This is a genomic window from Exiguobacterium sp. KKT215, from assembly GCF_055635335.1.
This window is the reverse complement of sequence record NZ_CM145756.1, coordinates 1,023,303-1,050,281: the sequence shown is the minus strand read 5'-3', so window position 1 is coordinate 1,050,281 and position 26,979 is coordinate 1,023,303. Positions and strand designations below refer to the sequence as shown.

Sequence of the window (26,979 nt, the reverse complement as noted above, 5' to 3'; positions counted from 1 at the left end):
GATTATACCACTTTTTATGACTTGGTACTAGTTCCCGTGCCGGGCAATTTCGAGTCGACCCGTTTCAACACGACATCCGTATCGCCGAACCGCTGCCTCAATCCTTGCAACAATGCTTCTGTCGGATTGACGGCATATGTCGAGGCGAGTTGTTTCACTTCTTTCGAATCAGAGAATCGGCAAATGACAGGGACATCCCCTGGCGCTGTTCGCAATAGTTCTTCAAGGTCGGCGAACGACTCCAGACGCAATCGGACAAACAACGCTTGGCCGTGGAGAGGCCGGACGCGTTCGACGACGAGTTGGCGACGCCCGTCCCGTTCATTCGGATGTACCTCGAGCAAGAGGACGTTCCCGACGTAAAGTGAACGAGAGAATTGGGTGAACACGCGTGGAAAAATCACGACCTCGTCTTGCGAGACGCCGTCATCGACCATGACAACACCCATCTCTTCATTCTTTTTCGTCTTGAACGTACGAATCGCATCGACATAGACGACGATGAATCCCCGTTCGCCGTTCAACACTTCATCGATCGTCACCGTCTCAATCGAGAGCGGGGCGACCGTCGTCAACGGCGAGTGGACGATCCACGTCCCGAGTGCTTCCCGTTCTTCTTCGGACCAATTCGGCTCGATTGGTGCCGAGCGCTTCAAACCGAGTGCGGACAGCTCATCTGGGAGCAGATGCGTCTCTGTCTCCTCGCGAAGCCGTTCAACGGCCTCGAACGCACGGTGGCGATCGCCGTGATACATCCGGTCGAGGGCACCGGCTCCGAGCAGGCGCCGCAACTTCGGCTGGTCTTTCGAGCCCCACTCCATCAGTTCGAGCAGACGTTTTACGTCGGTGAATTCGGAATGGTGTTCAATCAACCGTTCGACGTCGCGTTTCGTCAAGCCTTGGACCGCCTTCAACCCGAGACGGACCCCTGGCCCTTCTAAAAAGGCCCCGGCTTGGCCATGAAGGACGTCCGGCGGATAGACGGGAATTTTCCCTTTTCGCAGCATGCGAACGAGTTGGTTCGTCTTGTCGTACGTAACGAGATAAAAAATCCGCTCGAAGTGCGCCTTCACGAAAGCCAAGCGATAACTGATTAAACTGTAGGCCACCGCGTGCGAACGGTTGAAACCGTAGCCCGCGAACTTCTCAATCCACGAGAATACTTGTCGCATCGAGTCGCTGTCGAACAGCTCCGACGAACGTTCCAAGAATCGACTCTTCTCGACGTCGATGGCCGCTACATCTTTCTTGGCGATGGCACGGCGAATCAAATCGGCCTCGGCATACGAGTAGCCGGCAAGTTCTCGCAGGAGGCGCATGACTTGCTCCTGATAGACGAGCACGCCGTTCGTCGTACGCATAATCTCACCGACGACCGGGTGGACCGGCTGATGCGGCATGCCATGCTTTCGCTTCGCATACGTATCGATAAACTGCATCGGACCTGGACGATAGAGCGACATCGTGACGACGATATCCTCGAACGTGGTCGGCTTCACTTGCCGGAGCGCTTGTTTCATCCCTTCCGATTCGAACTGAAAAATCCCGTCCGTGTCACCGCGAGCGAGCACCCGCAACGTCTTTGCGTCATTCAATGGAATCGTCTTCAGCGAGAACAGTTCATCCGTCTCGCGAATGAGCGTCTCCATCTGACGGAGTCTCGTCAAGTTGCGCAGGCCGAGCAAATCGATTTTCAACAGGCCGAGCGCTTCGAGATCCTTCATATTATATTGGGTCACTTGCTCCCCTGCTGTCGGCTGTAACGGGGTGACGTCATCAAGCGCGTCACGACTGAGTACGAGTCCGGCCGCGTGGATCGAGGCTTGACGGGGCAATCCTTCGAGCTGGGCGGCGATGTGTAACAGTTGCGACCGCTTCTGACTGCCGGCGAACCATTTCATCTTCGTCGGATTGGCCAAAATCCCGGCCAACCCGTCGTCTTTCACTTGTTTGCTGGCCGCCTGTCCTTCTTCAAGCGTCAGCCCGAGCGCCCGCGCGACATCACGTAGCGCCGCTTTCGCGCCGAACGTCGCGAGCGTCCCGATTTGGGCGGCGTGGTTGGCCCCGTATTTATCGAGGACATAGCGGACGACCTCGTCGCGCCGCTCGTCTTCGAAGTCTAAATCGATATCCGGCATCGTGATTCGTTCCGGGTTCAAAAAGCGTTCGAATAACAGCTCGAACCGGACCGGGTCGACCTCGGTGATGTGAAGCGCGAAACTGACGAGTGATCCGGCCGCGGACCCACGCCCCGGACCGACTTCAATGCCTTGCTCCCTAGCGTAGCGGACGATGTCCTCGACGATGAGGAAATACGAGGCGAAACCGGTCCGCGCAATGACGTCGAGTTCATAGCGGGCTCGTTCGATATATTCCTCTTGGAACAAGTCGAGCGCCTTTAATCGTTCGGCGACGAGACGCTTCAGTCGGTCGATCGCATGTTCAATCTCTGGAATCGACGAGGTCGCCTCCGGCAAGCGTGTGACCGAGATGAGGGATTCGAACTCGTCCAACGCCTCAAGCTCGATCGGGTCGAACCAATCGTTCATTTCGCTCGGCAGTCTTACGTACTTTCCTTTCCGATGCACATCTTCTTGTGAGATGAGCTCGCCTTCACCGATGGCGACGATGGCGCGATACGCCTCGAAATCCTCCGGTCTCATGTAACACGTGTCCGGGGCCGGTACGAGTCGTGTCCCCAGTTCGTCACGCATCTCGCGTAATTGCCGGAGCATCAGCGTCTGTTCCGTCGACTGCGGCGCCGGCAACCCGAGCCACAGTCTGTCTTCATTCACATAACCGAGCAAATGGTTATAGAGACGGCGACGGTGAACCGGGTCGTTCGCTTTCCAGTTCTCCGGTAAGATGAGCACCGCCAGTTCGGTCGCTTCGGTCAAGCCATCGGCCTGGACGATGCGATACAGTTCGGGCACTTGTTCATCGGTCAACGCATAGACGAGAACGGAGACGTCGAATCCATCCATTCGCAGCGTCGTCCGTAATCCAATAACGGGTTTAACCGCATAGCGTTCACATAACCGGACGAATTGCGGCAAGCCGTATAACGCATCGTCGGCCAAAGCGACTGCTCGACTCCCCCGTTCGGCCATCTGGGCGACATACTGTTCGAGCCGAATCGTACTTTGCATCAAGCTATAAGCCGATCGTACATTTAAGTGGATCACAAGAGTCCCCCTTTCTTTTTTCACAATTGTCAAACTCATTTTGGCACTTGTCTGATACAATAATTATAGACAAAACTTCTCCTAAAAGGGGGTATAAACCGTATGATTATTAATCGGGGTAAAATCGCACGTGACAAGCTAGAGAATTTACAGAACGGCCAGACCGTCTTCGCCGATAGTCCGGAGATTATCGAACGACTCCGTCGTTATATCACCGAGTATCAACTCGATGTCGTCGAGGATGTGACCGACCGTGGTACGTGGTTCATTCCACAAGAAGAGGATAAACGCTGAAGAGAGCTGACCAACGGGTCAGCTCTCTTCTGTTTCGAACGTGAACGGGGCCGCGACTTCATCGAGCGCCATGATCACCTCGTCCATCTCTTCCCATTTATCGATCGTGGCACCGGCGGCCATCGGATGACCACCGCCGCGATAGCGTTTCGCCACTTCATTGATGACCGGTCCTTTCGAACGGATCCGGACACGAATCTCGTCCTTGTTCTCGACGAACATGACCCAACACTTCAGCCCTTCAAGGCCAGAGAAACTGTTGACGAGCAGCGACGCCGCTTCCGGTGTCGCATGGAACGTGCGCAAGACGTCTGCATCGATTTTGACGTAGCCGACACCCGCGTCGGTCACATTGACGTTTTGTAAGACATAGCCTTGGAGTTGCAACGTCGCCAAATTCGTCTTATACATTTGACGATACAACCGGTTCGTATCGATACCATGGTTAATCAGTTCGGCCGCGACTTCGAACGTACGTGGCGTCGCGTTGCGAAACTGGAACCGTCCCGTGTCGCCGACGATTCCGGCGAACAACAAGAATGCGGACGCCTCGTCAAGTTCAAGCCCCCAAATCCCTGCAAGTTCAGCAATCATCTCTGAGGTGGAACTGACCGTCGTGTCGACGATTTGATGGGTCGCATACGCATCTTCGTCAGGGTGGTGATCAATCTTGACGACCGTTTTGCCGGTCAAGGCGTGCGGCCCATCGATTCGTTCATGGTTAGCCGTATCGAGCACGATGACGAGCGCCTCTTGATACATCTCCGGTTCGACATGCTCCATCTTACCTAAAAACTCTAAATCACGGACGATGCCGCCGACGACATAGACCTGCTTTTCCGGATAGGCGACTTCAAGAATCCGCTTTAATCCGAGCTGACTCCCGAGCGCGTCAGGGTCGGGACGGACGTGTCGATGAATCATAATCGTGTCCGCCGCTTCAATCAATTTCAATATCGTTGCTGCCTCTGGCCAATGTGCCATTGCCATTCCTCGCTTTCTTGAACACTATTCTATGGTATGATGATAACAGATTACACGTCTGAAAGGGGTTTCTTCACTTGGGTCAATTAGTTATGATCGGACTCATTCTGTTTTCGTTAGGCGCCTACTTCGTTTCCAAACGACGCGCTTATTTGACGAAGACACCGTACCGGAAAGCACTGTTCAACACGCAAGCGCTCATCTGGCTGAGCATGTTTCTCGCACTCTTCGCCGTCAACCAAATGGTTGGCGGACTCGGACTCGGCTCGACGATCGGTTGGATCGTCAGCATCGCTATGCTCGTCTTGGGTGTCGGCAACGCCATCGTCGGGTTCATTCGCTATCGTAAAATCTATCCGCTCGCTAGCGAAGAGCCAATCAACCAATCATAAGAGAAATAGAAACGAGCTGATGATGGCATCAGCTCGTTTTTTTGTTAGCGGTCAATCAATTGCGCCGTGACAAGCGCCTTGGCGACGAGTTGGGTGCCTTGTGTCATCTCGACATCGACTTTCCCGAACTTCCGGCCAAGGTCGAACACGTTGGCCGAGACGCGAATTTGACTCTCGATTTGAATCGGTTTCATAAAGTAGACCGTAATATTTTCGACGACGAGGTCGCCTTTTTTCATATGGCGCAGACTGCGGGTCGCTCCTTCGACGAGCAACGTCGTCAACACCCCTGAAGATGCCGTCCCCATGTGGCTCGTCATCTGTGGCGCGACCTCGACGGTGAACGCCGTCCCGTTCGAAGCCGGATCTTCTTTCAACTGGTTCGTGATCATATTGTCGAACGTCTCGCCGACTTGCGGTTGGCGGTTGGCGAGTTGGAGCGCCTTCAACACGTCTTGGCGGCTGATGATGCCGAGCAGGCGGCCATAGTTGTCGACGACCGGCAACATCTCGATGCCTTCCCAAACCATTTGGTGCGCCGCATTGGTGACGCTCGTCTGAACACCGACCGTGATCGGGCTCTTCGTCATCACTTTCTCGATTTCAGTGTCGTGCGGACGGTCGAGCAAGTCTTTCGCCGTGATGACGCCGACGACTTTCATCTGCTCGTCGATGACGGGATAGCGGTTATGTTTCGTCCGTTCGTTCAGTTCGTGCCACCGTTTGACCGTATCGTCCACTTTCAAATAGAACGTGTCGTGCAGCGGGATGACGATATCCGAGACGAGTAGAATCTCTTTTTTTATCAAGCGGTCATAGATGGCCCGGTTGATCATCGTCGCGACGGTGAAACTGTCATACGACGTCGAGATGACCGGCATGTGATACTTATCGGCCATCCGTTTCACTTCATCGGTCGTGTCGAATCCCCCCGTGATCAACACGGCTCCACCGGACTGGAGCACAAGTTCATGCGCCTTTTCCCGGTTTCCGATGATGACGAGTGAGTCGACGTCGATATAACGCATCATCGCCTCAAGCTTCATCGCCCCGATGACGAACTTCGAGAGCGTTTTATGGAGCCCGTCTCGGCCACCGAGCACTTGCCCGTCGACGATATTGACGACTTCTGCGAACGTCAGCTTCTCAATATTCTCTTTATGTTTACGTTTGATACGAATGGTTCCGACCCGTTCAATCGTCGAGACAAAGCCTAAATTCTCCGCTTCCTTGATGGCCCGATACGCCGTTCCTTCTGATACTGCCAATTCCTTCGCGATTTGGCGGACCGAAATTTTAGATCCGACATCGAGCGACTCGATATGTGCTATGATCTGTTCATGTTTTGTTGTCATGTCACGAGTCCCTTTCCTCAATACATTTTCTGTCATCTTCAGTATACTGTATCAGTCTTCCTTCTTCAAACTGTACTACTGAAAATGTGACATTTCCTTTCCGTTTTGGAAAACGGTATAATGAAACAGAACGCCAATGAACGAGAAGGAAGGGAAACGAGTTGAATCAACGAACCAACCATATTGCACAATCTTTGGCCACTAAAGGGTTAGACGCTGCTTTTGTCACGTCGAAAGCATCGGTCTTTTATTTTTCGGGAGTATATGCCGAGGCACATGAGCGGCTCATCGCCATCCTCGTCTTGAAGAACGGCACGACCGCTCTCGTCTGTCCGGCACTTGAAAAAGGCATCGTCGAGGCGAGCGACTGGAATGGCGATATCGTCACGTACATGGACCACGAAAATCCATGGGACAAAGTCGTCAAACTGTTCCTCGACCAACAGATTATCCCCGAGCGCATCGGGATTGAAGGCGAGCATTTGACCTACAACCGCGTCGAACAGCTCCGCGCCGGCTTTGCCGGTCTCTCGATCATCGACTTGACCGAAGAGCTTCAGGCGCTTCGCATGATTAAGTCCCCGGACGAGGTCCGCCTGATGAAACGCGCCGCCGAACTCGCTGATATGGCGATTGAGGCAGGGATTCGCGCCTTGCGTGAAGGCGTGACCGAGCTCGAGGTCATCGCCGAAATCGAATATGCGATGAAGAAACAAGGTGTCCGCGAGATGTCGTTCGACACGCTCGTCTTGTTCGGCGAGAACAGTGCCGATCCGCACGGCGTACCTGGTAACAATCGCTTGAAGAAAGGCGACTTCGCCTTGTTCGACCTCGGTGTCATTTGGCAAGGCTACGCCTCGGATATCACGCGCACCGTCGTCTACGGCGAAGCGAGCACGAAGCAACGTGAGATTTACGAGACCGTCCTTAAGGCCGAAGAAGCCGCCATCGAGATGGCGAACGTCGGGACGACGCTCGGATCCATCGACATCGCGGCTCGCCAAGTCATCACGTCGGCCGGCTACGGCGAATACTTCACGCATCGCGTCGGACACGGAATCGGCATCGAGGTTCACGAATTCCCGTCGATGGCAGCCAACAATGATATGACGGCCCAAGTCGGGATGACGTTCACCGTCGAACCAGGAATTTATCTCCCTGGCGTCGGCGGGGTCCGCATCGAGGACGATATCGTCATGACCGAGAGTGGTCCGATTTTGTTGACGAGTTACCCGAAGACGCTCCAAGAAATCAATTGAGTCACAACAAAGACCAGCCGCACGCGGCTGGTCTTTTTCATGGTCAATAAAAGAGTCGGAACATGACGTCACGTTGCGGCACATCATTCCGTTCCATCGCCTCTAGAAATGCCCGCTTGTCATAACGGACCGACTGCGGATGGATGGCGAACCCTGTCTCATCCCACTCGAGGATGCCGTAACGGGCCAAGTCGTCACGGGCGACACCGAGCGCACCGGGATTGAAATAATGTTTCGTGTCGTCATGGAACACATGCTCCGGATGATGATGCCCGAAACAGATGACGTCCGCTTCATAAGATCCATACAGCGACTGCATGTTCGAAAGTGTCGCCTCGACGATATCATGGAACGGCTCCTCGGTGATCGGCACGTCCCGCTTCTCGCTCGGGATATGATAATGAATCCCATATACTCGCGTACCCTCGACAACGCGTTCAATCGTACGGGGCAACTTGAAGAGCGCGTCCGCATAGTTTGGCCTAAGCGTGCGCGCCACCCACTCGTGATGCGGACGGGTATGGGCATAACTGTCGGGGTGACCCGTCCCGGCCAAAAGCGACAAGACGGCCTCATCATGGTTGCCGGTAATCATGTGTACACCACGGTCGAGCAGACGTGCCATCACTTCGTTCGAGTCGGGCCCCATCGCGATCATATCGCCCAAACTCCAAATCTCGTCGACCTGCTGGCGATCGAGCTCGGCCAGCACCGCGTCGAGCGCTTGGACGTTTCCATGGATATCGGTCAACATGGCCAATTTCATGCGGTTTCCTCCTTATTTTCGGTATTGATGGACGACGTTGACACCTCCGGTCACATCGATGATGGCACCTGTGACCATATCGGAATCACGGGCGAGCAGGAATAGAATCATGCGGGCGATGTCTTCGCCCGTCCCGTGTCGTCCGACCGGGGTCTGGTCGTCCGGTTCGGCCGCTTCGATTCGCATTTCTTTTTGCGCGCCGACGATATTGCCCGGGTTAATCATATTGGCTGTGATGCCGTGTGCCGCTTCCTCGAGTGCGACCGATTTCGTCAAACTGACGAGCCCGGTTTTGGCGGCCGCGAAAGCCGACCGATGAACCCAGCCTGGTGCCGTCCCACTCTCCGGGAAGCCATATGTGATGATGCGGCCGAATCGTTTTGCCCGCATACTCGGGATAGCCCGGCGCATCAGCCAAAACGAGGCTGACAAATTGCCGCTGATGACCTCGTCCCACTCCTCGTCCGTCAAATCGACGAGACACTTCCGTTCGAAGATGTAAGGCCCGGCGTTCAAGATGAGCGCGTCCGGCTCTCCGAATTTGGCCACCGCCTCTTCATAGCCACTCAGGACAGCTTCGCGGTCCGTCAACGGGGCCTCGACCATATGTAACCGTTCATGTTGCCAATCGATCGGCTTCCGCTGCAATACACTGACGTGCCAACCTTCCTCCAATAATCGTTCCGTCACAATGCGGCCGATCCCTTTCGCACCGGCCGTGATGACTACATGTTTCATCGTCATCCCTCCTCTGTATCATCTTACCCGTTCCGCTTGCCCATTTCCAAACTTCAACCTGTTCCATCAGAAAGTTGTGAAAATTTCACACATTTCTGAAAGAACCGGGCGTGAATTGAAGCAGAAGTGGTATACTATACATGTAAGCCGCACGTACATTTCAAGCGAAAGGTTGGGATTTACATGGCAATTGTCTACAAACATATTCTATCTGCCGTCGACGGCTCGAAAGAGGCCGAACGTGCATTTGAAACAGCAATCGACGTCGCACTTCGAAACGATGGCAAACTGTATATCGGACACGTCATCGATACACGGACATTCGCCACGGTTGAAGCGTACGACCGGACGATTACCGAGCGTGCCGAGACGTATGCGAAAGAACTGCTCGAGGACTACGTCAATCGCGCGAAAGAACGAGGTGTCAAAGAAGTAGAGACGGTCATCGAGTACGGCTCTCCGAAAGTGACAATCGCTAAAAAAATCGCACCGAATCACGACATTGATCTCATCATCTGTGGAGCGACCGGGTTGAACGCCGTCGAACGCTTCTTCATCGGTAGCGTCTCTGAAAGCATCGTCCGCTACTCGAAGTGTGACGTTCTCATCGTCCGCCAATAACGTACAATCCAAGGGCCATCGCAATCGCGATGGCCCTTGCTTTTGGTTAAGGCGCGGATCTTATTGGTCCGATTGTGGAGCCAACCGTTTCAGCCACCATCGTTTTCATACGCGAACAAAGGGCCACCGCAGATGCGATGGCCCTTTGTCGTTCACATATTATAATACTTTGACAGTTACTGTCTTACGACCGAAGTTGAGGGCCGCACTTTGTGAGTACATTAAGATGTCGATTTTGTTACCTTTGATGGCGCCGCCTGTGTCAGCCGCTGTGTATGTGCCCATCAACTTCCCGCCGACGTACACTTGTACTTTCTTACCGAGCGGAATGACGCGCGGGTCGACAGCGACGACGTTACGTTTTTGTGCCCGTACGTTCCAGCCTAATGCCGTAACGCCTGAACATCCTTTGCAGTACGGTGTGTAAGCCGATGCGTTCATCGTATATGTTTTCACACTAGCCTTCGCGACCGTTTTCTTCACGGTGCGTAAGTACTTTGTAGCGATCCAACCTGACTTGCCTTTGTAGTTGACGCGAATCCAAGCTCCTTTTGAGCCAGTGCGTTGAAGTTGTTGTCCTTTATTGATTTTCCCAATCACTTTACCGCTGAGCGTCCCTGCCGAGCGGACGTTTAATCCGTTGACTTGGCTTTGTACGTAAACTTTTGAAGACGCCTCAACTTGTTGTTGGGGTAAGAGCATAGCGAGTGTCATGACCGTCAGTAGTAAGACCGTTCCAATTTTTTTGAGCATGTGGTTTGTCCTCTCCTAGTCGGTTTGTTCGTTGTAAGTTCGTGTTGTCGAATCTGTGGTGCTGTTCCAGTTGAAACATGTCGTATCGATTACGGAATGTTTCGTCCAGATAACTATATGACGAATCGTATGACCGTGCGTTTACAACTAAAATTCATTTGAGTGTCAGCTAAGTTACGATTACATTACAAAACCATCATCCTTTAAGCCTAGATGACGGATTTGATAAAAATCTTTAGGTTTCGTCATATTAATTTCCAATTAAAGGGATTAATATATCTGCTTTGTTACGAAAACCATGTTTCCTTACGTCAAATGTTACAAACGAGCACTTTCGATTCGGCCCATCGTCACAAAACCATCTCGTGCCGTATGCCAAAAGCACTAAAAAAACGTCCGTCCCGTATGAGTACGGAACGGACGTTGTAACAGCTTAAACGTGTGATTCGACGAGGTTGGCGATGCGAACAGTATCGCGTGCGATGACCAATTCTTCATTCGTCGGGATGATGATGACTTTGACCGGTGAGTGCGGGTAGTTGATGAACAACTCTTTGCCGCGTGCTCCGTTGTTGAGTGATGGATCCCAGTAGACGCCCATGAACTCAAGGCCACGAAGGATGCGCTCACGGATGACGTCAGAGTTTTCTCCGACACCAGCTGTGAAGATGATCGCATCGACACCGTTCATCTCTGCCGCATATTGACCGATATAGCCGTGGATGCGGTTCGAGAAGATTTTGAGCGAGACTTCGGCACGGTGGTTGCCTTCAGCCGCTGCTTGCTCGATGTCACGCAAGTCACTCGAGATACCCGAGAGACCGTAGACACCTGACTCTTTGTTCATGACGTTCAATACGTCTTCAGCCGACTTGCCAGTCTTCTGCATCAAGAACGGGATGAGGGCCGGGTCAAGTGATCCCGAGCGCGTTCCCATCGTGATTCCTTCGAGTGGCGTGAAGCCCATCGTCGTGTCGATCGAACGACCGCCGGCAACCGCTGCGATTGATGCACCGCTACCGAGGTGGCATGAGATTAAACGAAGGTCTTCAAGCGGACGACCGAGAAGCTCTGCCGCACGTTGCGTGACGTACTTGTGGCTCGTTCCGTGGAAACCGTACTTCCGGACGCCGTGCTCCGTGTAGTACTCGTACGGAAGGCTGTACAAGAAGTTCTCTTCCGGCATCGACTGGTGGAACGCCGTGTCGAAGACCGCGACTTGCGGTACGTTCGGTAAAATCGTTTGGAACGCACGAATCCCCGTCAAGTTTGGCGGGATGTGGAGCGGTCCGAGTTCGACGAACGATTCGATGTTCTTCATGACTTCATCGTCGATAACGACCGAATCCGCGTACAACTCTTTTCCGTGAAGGACACGGTGACCGACGCCTGCGATTTCGTCGAACGACTGAATGATATCAAGGTCAATCAATTTTTCGAGCGAGAGCTCGACCGCTTCTTTATGTGAATGAAGCGGTGTGACGATATGGAACTTTTGTCCTTCGCCATATTTAATCGTGAAGATCGCATCTTCTTTTCCGACACGCTCGACGAGCCCGACGGCGAGCATCTTCTCAGATGGCATTTCGAGAAGTTGGAACTTTAATGACGAACTACCTGCGTTGACTGCCATAATTTTTGTCATGTCATACACCTCTTACCTTTCGATTTAAACACGAGTCTTTATCTGTTCTCTTAAAAACCGATAACTGTATCATAATGAAGATACTTGATATGGCATACGTTTTTCAAGTCTTTTGCCCAATAAAAATTATGTTGTTTTAAACCAATCGTCAATCTGTTTCACAATATTGGCAACAGCACGCACATCCGTGAACGATGGCAACTCGACGAGGAGTGCTTGTTTCGGGCGTTTGACGCCTTCCCCAAGCTTTTGTAACATCAATAGGCTTTTCGCATATCGCTCGTCTTTGAACATCGTCGTCGGTAATTGAAGAACACCTTTGACGACAGCCTCACGGTCCATCCACTGTTTTAATTTCCCTTCGTCATCCTGTTCAAACAAATTGTTCGGGATGACAAAAATCCCGTGACCGCCTGGTTTCAAGTGACGCATCGCCTGCTCGATCAACAAGAAGTGCGAGTAAGAATGGCCTTCATCCCGTTTCAAGGCGTAGCCAGACGCCATGTCATCGTTCGGATAATAGCCGATCGGCAAATCGACGAGTGCCAAGTCGCTCGGCTCGACGAACAGCGGTGCGAGTGCGTCTTGATGGAAGTACGATACCGGCTTCCCGAGCAGGTTGCTGATTGCGTAAGACAGACGCAGCATCGTCTCATCGACTTCGACCGCCTGTGCGGTGGCATCTTTCAATTGTGTCAACACGGCGTGGACGAGTGTCCCCGTCCCGCTACCGAGCTCGAGCACGTTCGCCCCGTCCTTGACGAGTTTCGTCGCCAAGTACCCGATGAACAGGCTGACGGCGTCCGGCGTCGGTTGATGGTTCGGCGGGAGTGTCGTCGTCTCCTCGAGGACGAGCAGACTGACGGCTTTGCGGACATCATCCGTTTTCTCCTGTTCGATATTGACTCGCTCAAACACTTCAATCAATGCCTCGAGCGGCAATAAGTCAAGGTCTGTCGTCAGCTTCTTCGCTTCTTTCTTCCAATCCCGATACAGTTGTTCAAATCGTTCCATCTTCGATCATCCTTTCCATACAAAACCGGCCCTCTTGTGGAGAGCCGGTCGGTTCACTTCTATTAGTGTAAGCGATTCGTGGTCGTTTCGCCAAGCGAATCAGTTCGCAGCGTCAAACGCCTCGAGCGCCGCATCGAAATCAACTTCCTCAGTCATCTCATCCATGTACTGGACGTACTGGACCGTACCGGCCGAGTCGATGACGAATACCGAACGTGCGAGAAGACGGAGTTCTTCCATCAATACGCCGTACGATTTCGCGAACGATTGGTCGCGGTGATCCGATAACATGACGACATTATCAAGTCCTGACGCCGCACACCAGCGACGCTGTGCGAACGGTAAGTCGTTTGACACCGTCAAGACGGTACCGCCGAGCGATGACGCCTTCTCGTTGAATGCGCGTGTTTGCGTGTCACAGACACCTGTGTCGATCGATGGAACGACACTAATCAATTTCTTGCCTGGGTATGACGCGAGCGTCACCTCTTCAAGTGCCGTCGTGAGCGCTGTAAAGTCCGGTGCAGTATCTCCGACTTTGACCGGGTTCCCTTGCAGTGTAACGGTATTGCCTTTAAATGTTGGCATCGTTTCATCCCCTTTTGCATGATTTATACTTCTTCATCATAGCGATGGCGCCGTCTCGATGACAAGCATCCTGCCTCAGACGGCCTGATTGTGATTTTCCCTATATCGAGCGTCTAAAACGCTGTATAATGAAAGAGACTCAATTGACAAAGGGGATGACTAGGATGAGAAACAACGTTTTTTTGTACCATCGTAACGTCAACGACTTTACAAAAGAAGTAAAGAAATTAATCGAAATCGGTGAGAAATACGGCTTCAACGTCGTCAATCGTCCTGAAGACGCCAACATCATCGTCGCCATCGGGGGAGATGGCGCGTTCTTGCAGGCCGTCCGCTATACAGGATTCCGTCAAGATGCTATCTACGTCGGGTTTGGCCGCGGCTTGAACGAGTTTTATTGCGACTTCGATATACATAAACTCGACGAAGTCGATCGCTTGTTCTCGGACAACAGCGCCCGTATCGAAGCCGGTCTCGAAGTGCGGAAATACCCGCTCTTGTCGGCATCCATCAATGAATCGACTCCGATGCTTTGTTTGAACGAAGCCTCAATCAAATCGAGTATCATCAAATCGCTCGCCATCGAAGTGTACATCGACGACCTCCATTTCGAGACGTTCCGCGGTGACGGCATGGTCGTCTCGACACCGACCGGCTCGACAGCGTACAACAAATCACTCGACGGCGCCATCGTCGACCCGCTCATCCCATGTATGCAAGTGAGCGAGATCGCCTCGGTGAACAATAATCGTTACCGCACGCTCGGCTCGTCGTTCATCGTGCACGACTCACGCAAACTCTCGCTCCGCATCGTTGAGGACGGGAACGACTATCCGATTATCGGCATGGACAACGAGGCGCTCAGCTTGAAGTATACAGACCGCATCGATATCGAACTGTCTGACCAGGTCATCAAGACGGTCAAACTGAAAAACAACTCGTTCTGGCACAAAGTCCAACGCTCATTCTTCTAAACGACAAAAGGCTAGCCGTCCTCGTGGATGGCTAGCCTTTTTTTATTACGTGTTGACGACGTCGGCCTCGTATACCGGAGCCCCGTCGACGACCGTCATGACGAGTCGGTTGTCGAGGATGTCGCGTCCACGCAAGTCGAAGAAGTCCTCTTCCCACACTGTGAACGTCGCGTTATAGCTCTGAATCAACAAGCCGTCGCGTCCGTGTGTGCCTGTGGCGACACGTGGTGCATACGTGAAGCTACGGAGCGCCTCATACATCGATAGGCGTTCCGGCGGGTTGAGCGCCCCTGACTCCTCAAATGACTGACGGGTGACCGCCGCATACAAACCTTTCCGTACATCGACGGTAGAAATCGGGGCGTCACTGCCTCCAAGGACGAGCGCTCCCGTATCGAGCATCGATTTGAAGCGGTAGGCGTCATCGACGCGGTCGTTGCCGAGCCGGTCGAACAACAAGTTCATGTCGTCCGACAAGAAAATCGGTTGGGCATCAATCAACACCGGCAACGCTTGAATCCGTTTCAAGAGCGCGTCGTTCAAGAGTGAAGCGTGAATGATTCGGTCTCTCGTCCCGCGCTTGGCCGGATATTTCTCAAGCAGCGTGATGAACTGTTCGGCGGCGGCGTCCCCAATCACGTGGGCCGCCACGTTCATCCCGTAGGACCGCGCCTTTTTGACAAGCGCCTCGAGATGATCCGGACGATGGACCTCGATTCCCCGCTGTGCCGGATCATCCGTGTACGGTTCCAACAAGAGTGCCGTCCGTCCCCCGAACGATCCGTCGACGAACAATTTCATCGCCCCGAAATCAAAACGCGGGCGCTTGGCGAGCGCATCGTGACGAATCAACGTATCGACGACTTGTTCATGGACGAGCAGATGCGCGTGGAACGGGAGGTCCGCCAACACGTCTTCATACGCTTGAATCGTCTCGAGCGGGTCACCGTGATAGAACAAGTCTTCCGTATGGGCATTGACGATGCCGTGGGCGAACAGAGAGTCGATGGCCCGGTGGAGCGAGGCGACATTTTTCTCGCGATTCCCGCCCAGCTCTTTGTGGAGCAGGTCGAGCGCCGCATCGTACAGTACCCCGTTCAACTTGCCGTCCGCATCGCGTCCGAGCTTCCCGCCTTCGATGACGGTATGATGAATCAAGCCGAGCCGTTCCAACCCTTTCGAGTTGACGACGGCAACGTGGCGACAGACCCGTTTCAAGACGACGGGGCGGTCCGGAATGACGGCATCAATCATCTCACGCGTCGGCATCTCGCCAAGCAGACGGTCATTGAACCCTTCCGCGACGATCCAATCGTCGTTTCCACCCTTTTGCTTCATCGATTCGAGCAGAGCTTGCAAGTCCGTCGTCTCGGTCGCATCGATCCGGTCGAGCGCTTCCCCGTACCCGATCAAGTGGATGTGTGAGTCGGTGAACGCCGGATAGACGCTCTTCCCTTCAAGATTCACAATTTGCTTGATTCTTCCGGCGTATGTACGACGAAGGTGGCCTTCTTCCCCCATCTTCAAGATCCGGCCGTGCTCCACGTACATGGCACGAGCTTGTTCATGCTCTTTGTTCATCGTATAAATCTTTCCGTTAACCCATAGCGTTCCCATCACAAAATTCCTCCTCGATTCAAAAAAGATTGACGTACACGTTAATTCCCGTTTACGTCAATCTTCATGCATCATTATTTTCGTAATAGCTCTTGCTGTTCCAATCCTTTTTCGACGCGTTGGCGAATCTCACGGGCCGCTCCTTCATCGAAACGTCCGAGGACACGCTCGCCAATTTCGACGGCCGTCCCATACTCACCATGTAAAAACTTGTTCTCGGCGAGCGTCAAGGCGATATGCACCTCGTTGTCGCGACGGCGATAGCGGTTCGCATACTGCAGAAGCTGTTCGGCGTACGTGACTTGGCGCAAGAGCGCTTTGACCCGGTCCCGGAAGTTGTCCATCGTCTCTTCGACGTCGTGGCTGAGGCCGACGATATACGTCATATTAAACGGTGCTTTCTCGAACTGTTCATCCAACGATTGCACGCCTTTTTGCAACTGGCGCATATCGCTCGTCAAATCAGTCGGAACGACCGGCATGGCGCTCTTCGCGAGCAAACGGCGATGGGCAGACAGTTCGCGCTTCCATGACTCGAGTTTGTTGCGGACTTCGAGTTCTTCTTTGCGAAGGGAGTTCGTGTTCTCGATGAACCGTTCATGCATCGCACTGAACTGATCGAGCGAACGTTTCGCTTCTTGTACTTTTGATTTAATCATGCTGAACGGAATCATCTGGGCGACGAGCGCCTGTTCGATGTCGAGTACGTTCGCTGTGAGCGTCGCACGCTCCCTTTCGAGCTGTTCAAACTCTTCGCCGACACGGGCATTAATCTCGTAATTGCTGACGAGGCGGGTCATCTCTTGATGGAGACGAGCCATGACTTCACTCGTCTGGCGGTCACGTTCTTTCACGGTCGCGAATTCTTTTTTCACGTATTGGCGTGCATCGACTTCGGTCCGGAACGCTTCGAACAGCTGATCGATGTCCGAGCTGAGCTGTTGCATGTCCATCTCGAAATGATCGAAGTCGAGTTGTTCAATCCGGTCCATGAGCGCGGCCCGGCGATCTTCCGCTTGCTCGATCTCTTCCATTAAACCGAGCGGCTCAAGCGCGTAGCCGTCCATTTGCATCTCTTTATGACCCGAACGCAACTGGTTGAGCTGTTGTTTCAAATCGATTTGCACCGTGCGCACGAACTGCGGGATGACGCCGACGAGTTCACGAATCTTCGTCACTTTCTCAGACAAGACTTGGCCGGCGATATACGCCTCCGACACTTGTCCTTCCTGCTTCAACGTGATCATCTCGGTCCGCTTCGCTTCCGCTGCCGCGATTTCAGACTCGACGAGCTCGTATGTCGGGCCAAACGCACTGTTTTGGGCGACGAGCGTCTTCCGGAATTGATACAACTCTTTCTCGTCTTTTTTGACGATATCGAGAAGCGACGAATGGTGTTGATTGAACTCATCCATCTCATCGAGCATGGCGTGTACCATCGACTCGAGCTCTTCAATCAACTGTTCCGTCGCGTTCAAATCGGATTTCACTTTAAGGAAGCGATATTTGTCCAAATCTTCTTCGGCATGATAGAGCGCCTCATCGATTTGTCCCGTATGTACGCTGACGAGTTCGTCCCACGACTGATGCCACCGTTCGAACTTCTCTTTCGTCTCGCCTTCCATCGGCCATTGTTTGAACTTCTGCAGTTCAGCCGGCACACTGGCGCTGAGCACACTTTGTTTGCGCATGTCTAAATCATCAATTTTCTGGTAAAAATTCCTTCGCACGAGCATGCTTCCCAGCATGGCCCCTAATGCGATGACAATGATTCCAATTAAAATTCCGTAGATTCCGTAATCCATCTCTGTCACAACCTCCAAGCCGCTTTCGTGGACTTATGTATCTAAATGAATAAATGAAGTATTTTATGAGTATAGATAATACTAATCATATTATAGAACCAATGATTTGCATAGGTTTTCCAACGGTTTAGGGAGAGAATGTTATTTTCCACGCGAATCTTTTGAGAAGACAAACCGAAAAAATGCGTGTACCATAATGCTAATTCATCATGCATTCATTCATAGGAGGGAATCAAATGTTTCAAACAACGACTTACACCGGCGATTTGGCCGCTGGGTACGACATGCTCAATAAACAGCTGGCAGCACTTTTAGAAGGCGAGACGAACCGTGTCGCCAACCTATCGAACGCGAGCGCATTGCTCAACCAGTTCCTCGACCGCATCAACTGGGTCGGCTTCTATTTAACAGAGGGAGAAGACGCCCTCATCCTCGGGCCGTTCCAAGGCCTTCCGGCTTGTGTCCATATCGCGTTCGGTAAAGGAGTTTGCGGCACGGCGGCCTCGACGCAAGAGACGCAACTCATCGCAGACGTCCATCAATTCCCGGGCCATATCGCTTGTGACGCGGCTTCTAACTCAGAAATCGTCGTCCCGCTCGTTCGCGACGGCAAGACGATCGGTGTCCTCGATATCGACAGCCCCGAGTTCGACCGCTTCTCAGATGTCGATCGCCAAGGGCTCGAGCAATTTTGCCAGACATTACTTCGCTTCATCTGATTGACAAGCGAATCGTTTCGTCGTATACTGATTTTTGTGCATGAAATGACGATAGCAGTCATTGACAGACGTATCCACCTTTCGGGCCTCGACTGAGTCGGAGGAGCATCTCGTAGCTTCGCTATCAAGTGAAGGTGCTTGAACCTAGAAAGGGGCGTCACCCGTCTTTGACACCGTTGTTCTTTTGTGCAAAATACATGAACAACAAGGAGGAGTCCAAACATGGCTCGTTACACAGGTCCAGCTTGGAAACTCTCGCGTCGCTTAGGCATCTCGCTTAGCGAAACGGGTAAAGAATTAGCAAAACGTCCTTACGCACCAGGTCAACACGGAAATGGTCGTCGTAAAATCTCTGAATACGGTCTTCAGCTTCAAGCGAAGCAAGCACTCCGTCACATGTACGGAATCAACGAGAAGCAATTCCGTCGCATCTTCAACGATGCTGGGAAAATGCAAGGTATCCACGGTGAGAACTTCATGTTCTTGCTCGAGTCACGCCTTGACAACCTCGTTTACCGTATGGGTCTCGCTCGCACACGTCGCGGAGCGCGCCAACTCGTCAACCACGGTCACATCCAAGTTGACGGTTCACGTGTAGACATCGCGTCTTACCGTGTAAAACCAGGTCAAGTCATTTCAGTTCGCGAGAAGTCTAAAAACTTCAAAGCGATCGCTGAAGCTCTCGAAGTAGCACCAGCTACAAAAGACTACGTCACATTCGATGCTGAGAAGCTCGAAGGTACATTCGTACGTCTTCCTGAGCGCGCTGAATTGAACGACCAAATCAAAGAGCAACTCATCGTTGAGTACTACTCACGTTAATGCTTTTATCCCCTTCCCTGCCTCGGCAGGAAAGGGGATTTTTTTATTTCTTTAAAATCTGTTCACGAATCCGGCCCATCTGGGTATCGAGCGCATCCGCCATCTTCGCCGCTTCAATCAACTCGAGTTTCGACGCCTCCGGGACGACGTGCTGGTATTTATAATGAAGTTTATGCTCCGTCGCCGCCCAAAAGTCCATGGCGAGCGTGCGAATTTGAATCTCGGCTGGCACCCAGATGACGCGTTCCGCCAAATACACTTTCGTTCGGACGATGAGATGCAGGCTCCGATAGCCGCTCGGTTTCGGATGTTGGATGTAATCCTTAATCTCATCAATTTCTAAATCGTCCCGTTTTTTCAAATGATCGAGGATGGCGTAGATGTCATCACGAAAACTCGTGACGATTCGCACTCCGGCGACGTCAGATATATTGTCCCACAGCGCTTCCACTTCGAGGGGAAGCCCTTTTTGATTCATCTTCCGAATGATAGATGGCAACGTCTTCATCCTCGTCTTCACGTGTTCAATCGGCGAATAGCCGAGCCGCGTCTGCCAATCGAGGTCGATGATGCCGAGATCGCTCTCGAGTTCAGTGATCGCCATCTCGTAGTACCGGAATCGCTCCCGCCATTGATGGAACTGCTCGCCAAAAAATTCTTCAATGTCCATAACAAAGCCTCCTTGTCGTCTATACTTGCTATCGTAGCAGACCGAATCGATGTTGAGTCAGAAAAAAACGTCCATGTTCGCAACATTGGCGGACATGGACGCATGCATCAGACGTGACGGATCACGAAGTATTTTTTCTTACCGCGACGGATGATGGTGAACTCACCGAGCGTATCGGCGCGTGTCACCGTCTTATCGAGCGACTGCTCCCGCTCCCCGTTCAAGTAAATCGCCCCGTTTTGAACGTCTTCACGGGCTTGACGTTTCGATGGTGCAATCTTCGCTTCGACGAGAAGGTCGACAAGGTTGCGCTCGCCTTCGAGCTCGAACTGTGGCATGCCTTTGAATGCGGCATCCATGTCTTCTGGTTTGAGCGTTTTTAAGTCGCCACTAAAGAAGGCAGTCGTGATGCGTTGCGCTTGATCAAGACCCGCTTCTCCGTGGACGAGTTTTGTCATCTCTTCAGCGAGACGACGTTGGGCGACACGCTTCTCCGGTGCAGCGACCACTTCTGCTTCGAGCGCCAAGATGTCTTCGTGCGACATGAACGTGAAGTATTTGATGAACTTGATGACGTCAGCGTCGTCGACGTTAATCCAGAACTGGTAAAACTCGTAAGGCGTCGTCTTATCGGCGTCGAGCCAGACTGCACCACCGGCCGTCTTCCCGAATTTTTGACCGTCCGACTTCGTCACGAGCGGCACCGTCAACCCGAACGCCTTCTCTGAGTGACCGAAGCGGCGGATGAGTTCGAGTCCAGCCGTGATGTTGCCCCACTGGTCGCTGCCCCCGACTTGAAGGCGGCAGTTCTCGTTTTCGTACAACTTCAAGAAGTCGAACGATTGCAACAACATGTATGAGAATTCCGTGTACGAGATTCCGTTCTCCAAACGTGAGTCGACCGAGTCTTTGGCGAGCATGTAGCTGATCGGGAAGTGTTTCCCGATATCACGTAAGAAATCGATAATCGATAACTCTTCCGTCCATTCGTAGTTGTTGCGGATAGAGATTGGATTCTCACCTTCGAGCGGGAGGAAACGGCTCAATTGGTCTTTGATTCGATCCGAGAACTGTTTGACCGTGTCGAGCGTGTTGAGCGAACGCTCGTCCGAACGACCTGATGGGTCACCGATCATCCCAGTCGCGCCACCGACGAGGGCGATGACGTGGTGTCCCGCCTCTTGGAAACGTTTGAGTGTTAAAATCGGGAGCAAGTGCCCGATATGAAGCGAGTCCGCCGTCGGGTCGAACCCGGTGTAAAGCGTCGTCGGATTGTTCAACTGTTCTTTCAATCCTGCTTCGTCCGTCATTTGGTTGACGAGACCTCGAAATTCTAAATCCTTCAATAATTCCATCTGTTCCACTCCTTCGATTGACATAAAAAAACGTCCCTTCTCATATGAGAAGGGACGGAGATTCCGCGGTACCACCCTAATTGCCACAGCTGTGGCCACTTGTAGCGAGAGATAACGGTCTCGACCCGGCCGAACGGCACGCTCCAAAAGTGTAATTCATCGATTGACATTGGCTAGTTCACAGCACCCACTAGCTTTCTGGACAAGCGGTCAGTCGACTACTTCGCTTTCTTCATAGCATCTTTGTTTATGGACTATGCTTTACATTTTATAAGTTCTATTTCCAAATTGTCAACTGGAAGATGGAAACTTGCAGCCGACAGTTGATTGTGAGGAAGGTCGGCAATGACTTGTGCTATAATCGTATATATTACTGTCCAAAATAGTTTTACACCATATTAAGGAGGCTGTCATGCTGCAAAAGATTCGAGACACATGGAACCAACCAAAGTCCTTGAAAGCCCGCCGTTATGCCAATGTATTTTACGATGTATCCTGGAACGTTCTGCTCCTAACGATTATATCGGTCGTTCTCATTGGATTTTTAGGCGCCGGGATCGGAGCGGGTTATTTCGCTTCACTCGTCAAGGATATGCCGGCACCCGCTTATAAGACGATGACGTCACAAATCAACACGTACTCATCGACTTCTGACATTTATTTTGGAAGCGGTGAACGAATCGGAAACTATACGACGGATGAAGTACGGATTCCCGTCGCCGTCGACAAAGTTTCTCCGTTCGTCGTCGACGCGTTACTCGCCACAGAGGACGTCGAGTTTTACGAACACGATGGTGTCGTCCCGAAAGCGACGCTCCGTGCCATCTTACAAGAAGCGACCGGATCGGAAGATCGGACCGGTGGCTCTACGCTCACACAACAGCTCATCAAGAACCAAATGCTGACGAACGAAGTGTCGTTCGAACGAAAAGCGAAAGAGATTTTACTCGCCCTTCGCCTCGAGAAAGCAATGAACAAAGATGAGATCTTGAACGCGTACTTGAACGTCGTCTCATTCGGACGAAACTCGATGGGACGCAACATCTCAGGGATTGAAGCAGCCGCTCGCGGTGTCTTTAACACATCGGCTGAGAAGTTGACGTTACCACAAGCCGCTTTCCTCGCCGGGATTCCGAAAAACCCGTTCCTTTATACACCGTATTACCAAGGCGGTGTCATTAAAGAGGACGTAGCACCGGCCATCAACCGGATGAAGACGGTACTCAACCGGATGTACGTCGCCGGGAAGATCACGAAAAAAGACTATGACGCTGCATACAACTACGACATCACAAAAGACTTCATGAAGACGCAATCGAAGCCGCGTGACCGCTATCCGTATGTTGTGCAATGGGCTGAAGAAGATGCTCTCATTATCGTCCGTGACCACATGCTTAAACTAGATGGCGTGAACGTGAACGAATTGAGTGCAGAAGAACGTAAAGAAATTACGAGCACGTACGGACGTCGCGCCCACAACGCACTCCGTCAAGGTGGATACAAGATTCATTTGTCGCTTGATAAACAAGTCCATGAATCGATGCAACAGCCGGCCCGTAACGTCAATAACTTCGGACCTCGAAATCCGGACAAAAATGTCGATCCTGACCAAGGTCCGGAACAAACGGCAGCCATCATGCTCGACAACAAGACCGGTCGCATCCTCGGATTCGTCGGTGGTCGTTATGTGAACGGCAAAGCCGATGATTTCAACCGTGCCCGCTTAATGGAGCGCCAAATCGGGTCGACGGCGAAACCGCTACTCGTTTATGCGAACGCAATCGAAAAAGGTCTTATCACGACGGATACGGTCATCGTCGACGAGGAGTACAAGTATCAAAACGGAACAAACCCGAATACAATCCCGGTCCGAAACGAAGACCGCGGATACCGTGGACCGATGACGGCACGTGACGCGTTGAAACTATCGCGAAACGTCCCGGCCGTGAAAATTTACGAAGAGCAAGGCGACTTTAGAAGTGATACTGAGAAATTGCTGCAGATGGGCATGAACGTCCCTGACGATACACGCGACGCGCCATCAATGGCACTCGGTGTCAGCTCGGTCTCACTCGCGTCGCTCGCCTCAGGTTACGCCATGCTCGCCAACGGCGGTGAACACGTCGAACCGTATATCATCGACCGTGTCGAGTACCAAGGCGAAGTCATTTACGAGAAGAATCCGAAGAAGACACGCATCTATTCGGATCGTACGGCCTACTTGATTGTCGATATGCTCCGTGACGTCTACACGTCAGGAACAGCGACGTATGCCAACTCGCTCTTGAACGTCCCTGGCGACTGGATGGGTAAAACTGGTACGACCCAAGATATTCGCGACTCGTACTTGGTTGGTTCGACGCCAGGTGTCACGCTTGCCGTCTGGACGGGCTATGATAAAGAGTATCCATTGAGTGACGGTGAAGGTTTCGGCCGCTACTTCCAACGGACGCAAGGTATGTGGTCAAAGATTGCCAACAACGTCTATCTCGATCGTCCAGAAGTGTTCAATTCGAACGCTCGCTTCGTACAACCGGCTAGCGTAAGAGCTGGCGACTTCGGTGACTCTGGTTCATTCTCTGAGAAGAAAAAAGTTGAAGAGAAGAAGAAGGAAGAGGAAGCGAAGAAGAAAGCCGAAGAGAAGAAACAAGAGGCTGAAGAACAGAAACAGGAAGCTGAAGAAGAGAAACAAGAAGCTGACGCTGCTGCGAAGGAAAAGGCAGCGGCTGACGCAAAAGCGAAAGCAGAAGCCGACGCAAAGAAAAAAGCGGAAGCTGACAAGAAGAAAGCTGAAGAAGAAGCAAAGAAGAAAGCCGAAGCTGAGAAAAAGGCTGAGGAAGACAAGAAGAAAGAAGACGCCGAAGCTGCAGACGGCGCCTAATCCGACAAGAAAGGTCGACACATCGCGTGTCGACCTTTTGTCGTTCAATCTTCCATTGTCGATAAGTCACCCGTCTCGAGGTTCAACTCCCATGCTTTCAAGACACGACGCATGATTTTCCCGCTTCGCGTTTTCGGCAATTTGTCTTTGAACTCGATCTCACGCGGAGCCGCGTGAGCCGCGAGTCCTTCTTTGACGAACTTTTGAATCTCCGCCTTCAACTCGTCCGACGGCTCATAGCCTTTACGGAGCGCGATGAACGCCTTGATGATCTCCCCGCGGACCGGGTCCGGTTTCCCGATGACCCCTGCCTCGGCGACAGCTGGGTGCTCGACGAGACGACTCTCGACTTCGAACGGACCGACCCGCTCCCCTGCCGTCATGATGACGTCATCGACGCGGCCTTGGAACCAGAAGTAACCGTCCTCGTCCATATACGCCGAGTCACCCGAGACGTACCAGTCTCCCCAGAAGTAACTCTCATACTTGGCGTCATTCTTCCAAATTTTCCGCATCATCGACGGCCATGGCGTCTTGAGTGCCAAGTTGCCCATCCGGTGCGGCGGGAGTGGTTGACCGCGGTCGTCTAAGATGGCCGCTTCACAACCCGGGATGGCTTTGCCCATCGACCCCGGTTTGATATCCATCGTCGGATAGTTACAAATCATCATCGCGCCGGTCTCTGTCATCCACCACGTGTCATGAATCCGTAATCCGAACGATTCGTTCCCCCAACGAATGACTTCCGGATTGAGCGGTTCTCCGACCGACAGGATATGGCGGAGTGACGACAAATCATATTTTTCAAACGCCTCTTCTCCGGCACCCATGAGCATCCGGAACGCTGTCGGCGCGCTGTACCAGACCGTGACACCGAACCGTTCGATGACCGAATACCAGAACTCAGGATTGAATCGTCCCCCGACGATTACGTTCGTCGCCCCGTTCAAGAACGGTGCGAAAATCCCATAGCTCGTCCCCGTCACCCAACCTGGATCGGCTGTGCACCAGTAAATGTCATCCGGTTGCAAGTCGAGCACCCATTTGCCGGTCATCAAATGCTGCACCATGGCGTTATGGACATGCAAGACACCTTTCGGTTTCCCGGTCGACCCTGACGTATAATGCAAAATCATGCCGTCTTCGCGGTCGACCCATGTGATGTCGAGATCGGTCGAGGCATCACCCGCCAATTTGCGGTAGTCGATGATTTTCCCTGCCTCTTTTACCTCGTCACCGACGATTAAAATCGTCTCCAAGTGCGGGAGTTGATCGACCGGGATACGCGGTAGGAGCGCCTCGGTCGTGACGATGACTTTCGCTTCCGAGTCGAGCAGACGGTCGTGGACGGCTTGCTCCATGAACGCCTCAAACAACGGACCGACAATCGCCCCGAGCTTGAGTGTACCGAGCAAAATAAAATAAAGTTCTGGACTCCGTGGCATGAAGATGAAGACGCGGTCGCCTTTCTCCACTCCAACCGATTTCAGAACGTTTCCGGCCCGATTGCTTTCTCGTTTCATGTCCTCATACGTGTAGCGCTCTTCTCGTTCCCCATCGAAATAGAGCAACGCCAGCTTCGTGGCGAGTTCACCTTCTGCGTGACGGTCGATTGCTTCGTACGCCATGTTGACGTTCCCCGTCAAATTCCAAGAAAATAATGCTTCTGCTTGTGTCCACTCGAACGACTGACAAGCATCTTCATACGACGCCAATTGATGTTCCCCTGATAACGCTTTCAATTTTTCCATCGCTAAAGATTCGCCTCCCCTGTAATGAATGGTATAACCACTTTCAGTATAGTGTTAATATTATGACAAATCAATGAATTTCCAAAATCTCCAAAAGAGTGTGAAACAAGCTAAATGAAAGCGCTATAATAGAAGGTGGAAAAGGTGGTGACTCCATGGAAAAACAATATCATTCAAAGGTGTGGGAAACCTCACTCGGAGCCGTAATCATCGATGGACCGATCGAGAGCGACGTGTTGGCCACGTATCGGCTCGATGAGGGATTGACCGCATTTCGTGAACCTGAGGACCAACACAAGGCGCTCGTCGAAATCGCTGACTTGAAAGAAGGCCGCATCATCGTGGCCCGCGTCGATGACCTCGTCATCGGTTATGTCACGTATTTATATCCGGACCCATATGAACGTTGGAGTGAAGGGAACGACCCCTATATCCTCGAGCTCGGCGCGATCGAAGTGAGCCCGCGCTTCCGTGGCCAACGGATCGGCAAGCAACTGCTCGAAGTGTCAATGATGGACGCGCATATGGATGACTTCTTGATTTTGACGACCGAATATTATTGGCACTGGGACTTGAAAGGGAGCGGGCTCTCTATCTGGGACTATCGGAAAGTGATGGAAAAGATGATGAACCACGGCGGACTCGTCTTCTTCCCGACCGATGACCCGGAGATTGCCTCGCATCCGGCCAACTGTCTCATGGCACGGATTGGCAAGAACGTCCGGCAAGAAACGATCGACCATTTCGATTCGCTCCGGCTGCGGCGCCGGTTCATGTATGACTAAGGAGGG

The 26,979-nt window shown here is 52.4% G+C and carries 23 protein-coding genes and 1 other annotated feature; of the genes, 9 read left to right on the top strand and 14 right to left on the bottom strand.

What is annotated here, in order from left to right:
* Positions 1–14: 14 nt before the first annotated feature.
* Positions 15–3,185, bottom strand: coding sequence for a DNA polymerase III subunit alpha (gene dnaE / locus ACZ2GZ_RS05475; RefSeq protein WP_353048044.1), 3,171 nt, complete (start codon positions 3,183–3,185; stop codon positions 15–17).
* Positions 3,186–3,287: 102 nt separating this feature from the next.
* Between dnaE and ACZ2GZ_RS05470 the strand changes: the two genes are divergently transcribed.
* Complete coding sequence (locus ACZ2GZ_RS05470) at positions 3,288–3,479, top strand: YtzJ family protein (protein WP_021065615.1); 192 nt, start codon at positions 3,288–3,290, stop codon at positions 3,477–3,479.
* A gap of 18 nt (positions 3,480–3,497) precedes the next feature.
* On the opposite strand, the gene ACZ2GZ_RS05465 is transcribed toward ACZ2GZ_RS05470, so the two are convergent.
* Positions 3,498–4,463 (bottom strand): DHH family phosphoesterase, encoded by a 966-nt coding sequence (locus tag ACZ2GZ_RS05465; RefSeq protein WP_214714571.1) that lies wholly within the window; start codon positions 4,461–4,463, stop codon positions 3,498–3,500.
* 77 nt (positions 4,464–4,540) lie between these two features.
* Between ACZ2GZ_RS05465 and ACZ2GZ_RS05460 the strand changes: the two genes are divergently transcribed.
* On the top strand, positions 4,541–4,855 hold the full coding sequence (locus tag ACZ2GZ_RS05460; protein WP_235045157.1) for a YtpI family protein: 315 nt from the start codon (positions 4,541–4,543) through the stop codon (positions 4,853–4,855).
* Positions 4,856–4,899: 44 nt separating this feature from the next.
* Here the strand turns inward: ACZ2GZ_RS05460 and ACZ2GZ_RS05455 are convergent, their stop codons facing one another.
* A complete protein-coding gene (locus ACZ2GZ_RS05455) occupies positions 4,900–6,210 on the bottom strand; it encodes a DRTGG domain-containing protein (protein WP_021065612.1) in 1,311 nt (436 codons plus the stop codon).
* Between the two features lie 161 nt (positions 6,211–6,371).
* Between ACZ2GZ_RS05455 and ACZ2GZ_RS05450 the strand changes: the two genes are divergently transcribed.
* The gene (locus ACZ2GZ_RS05450) at positions 6,372–7,469 is read left to right on the top strand and encodes a M24 family metallopeptidase (protein ID WP_021065611.1); all 1,098 of its coding nucleotides are present in this window, start codon (positions 6,372–6,374) and stop codon (positions 7,467–7,469) included.
* A gap of 43 nt (positions 7,470–7,512) precedes the next feature.
* Here ACZ2GZ_RS05450 and ACZ2GZ_RS05445 read toward each other — a convergent pair whose 3' ends face one another.
* Positions 7,513–8,235, bottom strand: coding sequence for a metallophosphoesterase family protein (locus ACZ2GZ_RS05445; protein WP_214714569.1), 723 nt, complete (start codon positions 8,233–8,235; stop codon positions 7,513–7,515).
* Positions 8,236–8,247: 12 nt separating this feature from the next.
* Positions 8,248–8,973, bottom strand: a complete 726-nt coding sequence (locus ACZ2GZ_RS05440; RefSeq protein ID WP_021065609.1) for an SDR family oxidoreductase — start codon at positions 8,971–8,973, stop codon at positions 8,248–8,250.
* 183 nt (positions 8,974–9,156) lie between these two features.
* Here ACZ2GZ_RS05440 and ACZ2GZ_RS05435 point away from each other — a divergent pair, with 183 nt between their 5' ends.
* Positions 9,157–9,594, top strand: coding sequence for a universal stress protein (locus ACZ2GZ_RS05435; RefSeq protein WP_021065608.1), 438 nt, complete (start codon positions 9,157–9,159; stop codon positions 9,592–9,594).
* A gap of 159 nt (positions 9,595–9,753) precedes the next feature.
* On the opposite strand, the gene ACZ2GZ_RS05430 is transcribed toward ACZ2GZ_RS05435, so the two are convergent.
* The 4 genes from ACZ2GZ_RS05430 to tpx all read right to left on the bottom strand — a co-directional run bounded on the left by ACZ2GZ_RS05430 (position 9,754) and on the right by tpx (position 13,594).
* Positions 9,754–10,347 (bottom strand): 3D domain-containing protein, encoded by a 594-nt coding sequence (locus ACZ2GZ_RS05430; RefSeq protein WP_021065606.1) that lies wholly within the window; start codon positions 10,345–10,347, stop codon positions 9,754–9,756.
* Positions 10,348–10,780: 433 nt separating this feature from the next.
* Positions 10,781–11,992, bottom strand: coding sequence for an acetate kinase (locus ACZ2GZ_RS05425; RefSeq protein WP_021065605.1), 1,212 nt, complete (start codon positions 11,990–11,992; stop codon positions 10,781–10,783).
* 126 nt (positions 11,993–12,118) lie between these two features.
* Positions 12,119–13,006, bottom strand: coding sequence for a class I SAM-dependent methyltransferase (locus ACZ2GZ_RS05420; protein WP_214714567.1), 888 nt, complete (start codon positions 13,004–13,006; stop codon positions 12,119–12,121).
* 99 nt (positions 13,007–13,105) lie between these two features.
* Positions 13,106–13,594, bottom strand: a complete 489-nt coding sequence (tpx, locus tag ACZ2GZ_RS05415; protein WP_021065603.1) for a thiol peroxidase — start codon at positions 13,592–13,594, stop codon at positions 13,106–13,108.
* Positions 13,595–13,749: 155 nt separating this feature from the next.
* On the opposite strand from tpx, the gene ACZ2GZ_RS05410 reads away from it, so the two are divergent.
* Positions 13,750–14,568 (top strand): NAD kinase, encoded by an 819-nt coding sequence (locus tag ACZ2GZ_RS05410; RefSeq protein ID WP_031199840.1) that lies wholly within the window; start codon positions 13,750–13,752, stop codon positions 14,566–14,568.
* 45 nt (positions 14,569–14,613) lie between these two features.
* Here the strand turns inward: ACZ2GZ_RS05410 and ACZ2GZ_RS05405 are convergent, their stop codons facing one another.
* On the bottom strand, positions 14,614–16,185 hold the full coding sequence (locus ACZ2GZ_RS05405) for an amidohydrolase (RefSeq protein WP_214714565.1): 1,572 nt from the start codon (positions 16,183–16,185) through the stop codon (positions 14,614–14,616).
* Positions 16,186–16,259: 74 nt separating this feature from the next.
* Positions 16,260–17,990, bottom strand: a complete 1,731-nt coding sequence (gene ezrA / locus ACZ2GZ_RS05400) for a septation ring formation regulator EzrA (RefSeq protein WP_021065600.1) — start codon at positions 17,988–17,990, stop codon at positions 16,260–16,262.
* A 236-nt stretch (positions 17,991–18,226) separates the two neighbouring features.
* Between ezrA and ACZ2GZ_RS05395 the strand changes: the two genes are divergently transcribed.
* Both ACZ2GZ_RS05395 and rpsD read left to right on the top strand, forming a co-directional pair.
* Positions 18,227–18,709 (top strand): GAF domain-containing protein, encoded by a 483-nt coding sequence (locus ACZ2GZ_RS05395; RefSeq protein WP_021065599.1) that lies wholly within the window; start codon positions 18,227–18,229, stop codon positions 18,707–18,709.
* 222 nt (positions 18,710–18,931) lie between these two features.
* Complete coding sequence (gene rpsD, locus ACZ2GZ_RS05390) at positions 18,932–19,531, top strand: 30S ribosomal protein S4 (protein WP_029595169.1); 600 nt, start codon at positions 18,932–18,934, stop codon at positions 19,529–19,531.
* 43 nt (positions 19,532–19,574) lie between these two features.
* Here the strand turns inward: rpsD and ACZ2GZ_RS05385 are convergent, their stop codons facing one another.
* Both ACZ2GZ_RS05385 and tyrS read right to left on the bottom strand, forming a co-directional pair.
* Positions 19,575–20,201 (bottom strand): GTP pyrophosphokinase, encoded by a 627-nt coding sequence (locus ACZ2GZ_RS05385; RefSeq protein WP_021065597.1) that lies wholly within the window; start codon positions 20,199–20,201, stop codon positions 19,575–19,577.
* Between the two features lie 107 nt (positions 20,202–20,308).
* Positions 20,309–21,556: a tyrosine--tRNA ligase gene (gene tyrS / locus ACZ2GZ_RS05380; RefSeq protein WP_214714563.1), complete on the bottom strand. Its 1,248-nt coding sequence runs from the start codon at positions 21,554–21,556 to the stop codon at positions 20,309–20,311.
* 47 nt (positions 21,557–21,603) lie between these two features.
* Positions 21,604–21,801, bottom strand: a binding site (T-box leader).
* Positions 21,802–21,968: 167 nt separating this feature from the next.
* On the opposite strand from tyrS, the gene ACZ2GZ_RS05375 reads away from it, so the two are divergent.
* Positions 21,969–24,437 (top strand): transglycosylase domain-containing protein, encoded by a 2,469-nt coding sequence (locus ACZ2GZ_RS05375; RefSeq protein WP_470295579.1) that lies wholly within the window; start codon positions 21,969–21,971, stop codon positions 24,435–24,437.
* A gap of 44 nt (positions 24,438–24,481) precedes the next feature.
* On the opposite strand, the gene acsA is transcribed toward ACZ2GZ_RS05375, so the two are convergent.
* Complete coding sequence (gene acsA / locus ACZ2GZ_RS05370) at positions 24,482–26,188, bottom strand: acetate--CoA ligase (protein ID WP_021065594.1); 1,707 nt, start codon at positions 26,186–26,188, stop codon at positions 24,482–24,484.
* 155 nt (positions 26,189–26,343) lie between these two features.
* On the opposite strand from acsA, the gene ACZ2GZ_RS05365 reads away from it, so the two are divergent.
* A complete protein-coding gene (locus ACZ2GZ_RS05365) occupies positions 26,344–26,973 on the top strand; it encodes a GNAT family N-acetyltransferase (RefSeq protein WP_029595165.1) in 630 nt (209 codons plus the stop codon).
* Positions 26,974–26,979: the final 6 nt, after the last annotated feature.

Bases quoted from the DNA above. Each gene is read 5' to 3' on its own strand.
- ACZ2GZ_RS05395 (WP_021065599.1), top strand. From the start codon at position 18,227: ATGTTTCAAACAACGACTTACACCGGCGATTTGGCCGCTGGGTACGAC.
- ACZ2GZ_RS05405 (WP_214714565.1), bottom strand. From the start codon at position 16,185: ATGGGAACGCTATGGGTTAACGGAAAGATTTATACGATGAACAAAGAG.
- ezrA (WP_021065600.1), bottom strand. From the start codon at position 17,990: ATGGATTACGGAATCTACGGAATTTTAATTGGAATCATTGTCATCGCA.
- ACZ2GZ_RS05375 (WP_470295579.1), top strand. From the start codon at position 21,969: ATGCTGCAAAAGATTCGAGACACATGGAACCAACCAAAGTCCTTGAAA.
- acsA (WP_021065594.1), bottom strand. From the start codon at position 26,188: ATGGAAAAATTGAAAGCGTTATCAGGGGAACATCAATTGGCGTCGTAT.
- ACZ2GZ_RS05465 (WP_214714571.1), bottom strand. From the start codon at position 4,463: ATGGCACATTGGCCAGAGGCAGCAACGATATTGAAATTGATTGAAGCG.
- tpx (WP_021065603.1), bottom strand. From the start codon at position 13,594: ATGCCAACATTTAAAGGCAATACCGTTACACTGCAAGGGAACCCGGTC.
- ACZ2GZ_RS05430 (WP_021065606.1), bottom strand. From the start codon at position 10,347: ATGCTCAAAAAAATTGGAACGGTCTTACTACTGACGGTCATGACACTC.
- ACZ2GZ_RS05435 (WP_021065608.1), top strand. From the start codon at position 9,157: ATGGCAATTGTCTACAAACATATTCTATCTGCCGTCGACGGCTCGAAA.
- ACZ2GZ_RS05385 (WP_021065597.1), bottom strand. From the start codon at position 20,201: ATGGACATTGAAGAATTTTTTGGCGAGCAGTTCCATCAATGGCGGGAG.
- ACZ2GZ_RS05420 (WP_214714567.1), bottom strand. From the start codon at position 13,006: ATGGAACGATTTGAACAACTGTATCGGGATTGGAAGAAAGAAGCGAAG.
- ACZ2GZ_RS05440 (WP_021065609.1), bottom strand. From the start codon at position 8,973: ATGAAACATGTAGTCATCACGGCCGGTGCGAAAGGGATCGGCCGCATT.
- ACZ2GZ_RS05410 (WP_031199840.1), top strand. From the start codon at position 13,750: ATGACTAGGATGAGAAACAACGTTTTTTTGTACCATCGTAACGTCAAC.
- tyrS (WP_214714563.1), bottom strand. From the start codon at position 21,556: ATGGAATTATTGAAGGATTTAGAATTTCGAGGTCTCGTCAACCAAATG.
- ACZ2GZ_RS05455 (WP_021065612.1), bottom strand. From the start codon at position 6,210: ATGACAACAAAACATGAACAGATCATAGCACATATCGAGTCGCTCGAT.
- ACZ2GZ_RS05470 (WP_021065615.1), top strand. From the start codon at position 3,288: ATGATTATTAATCGGGGTAAAATCGCACGTGACAAGCTAGAGAATTTA.
- rpsD (WP_029595169.1), top strand. From the start codon at position 18,932: ATGGCTCGTTACACAGGTCCAGCTTGGAAACTCTCGCGTCGCTTAGGC.
- ACZ2GZ_RS05365 (WP_029595165.1), top strand. From the start codon at position 26,344: ATGGAAAAACAATATCATTCAAAGGTGTGGGAAACCTCACTCGGAGCC.
- ACZ2GZ_RS05445 (WP_214714569.1), bottom strand. From the start codon at position 8,235: ATGAAATTGGCCATGTTGACCGATATCCATGGAAACGTCCAAGCGCTC.
- ACZ2GZ_RS05425 (WP_021065605.1), bottom strand. From the start codon at position 11,992: ATGACAAAAATTATGGCAGTCAACGCAGGTAGTTCGTCATTAAAGTTC.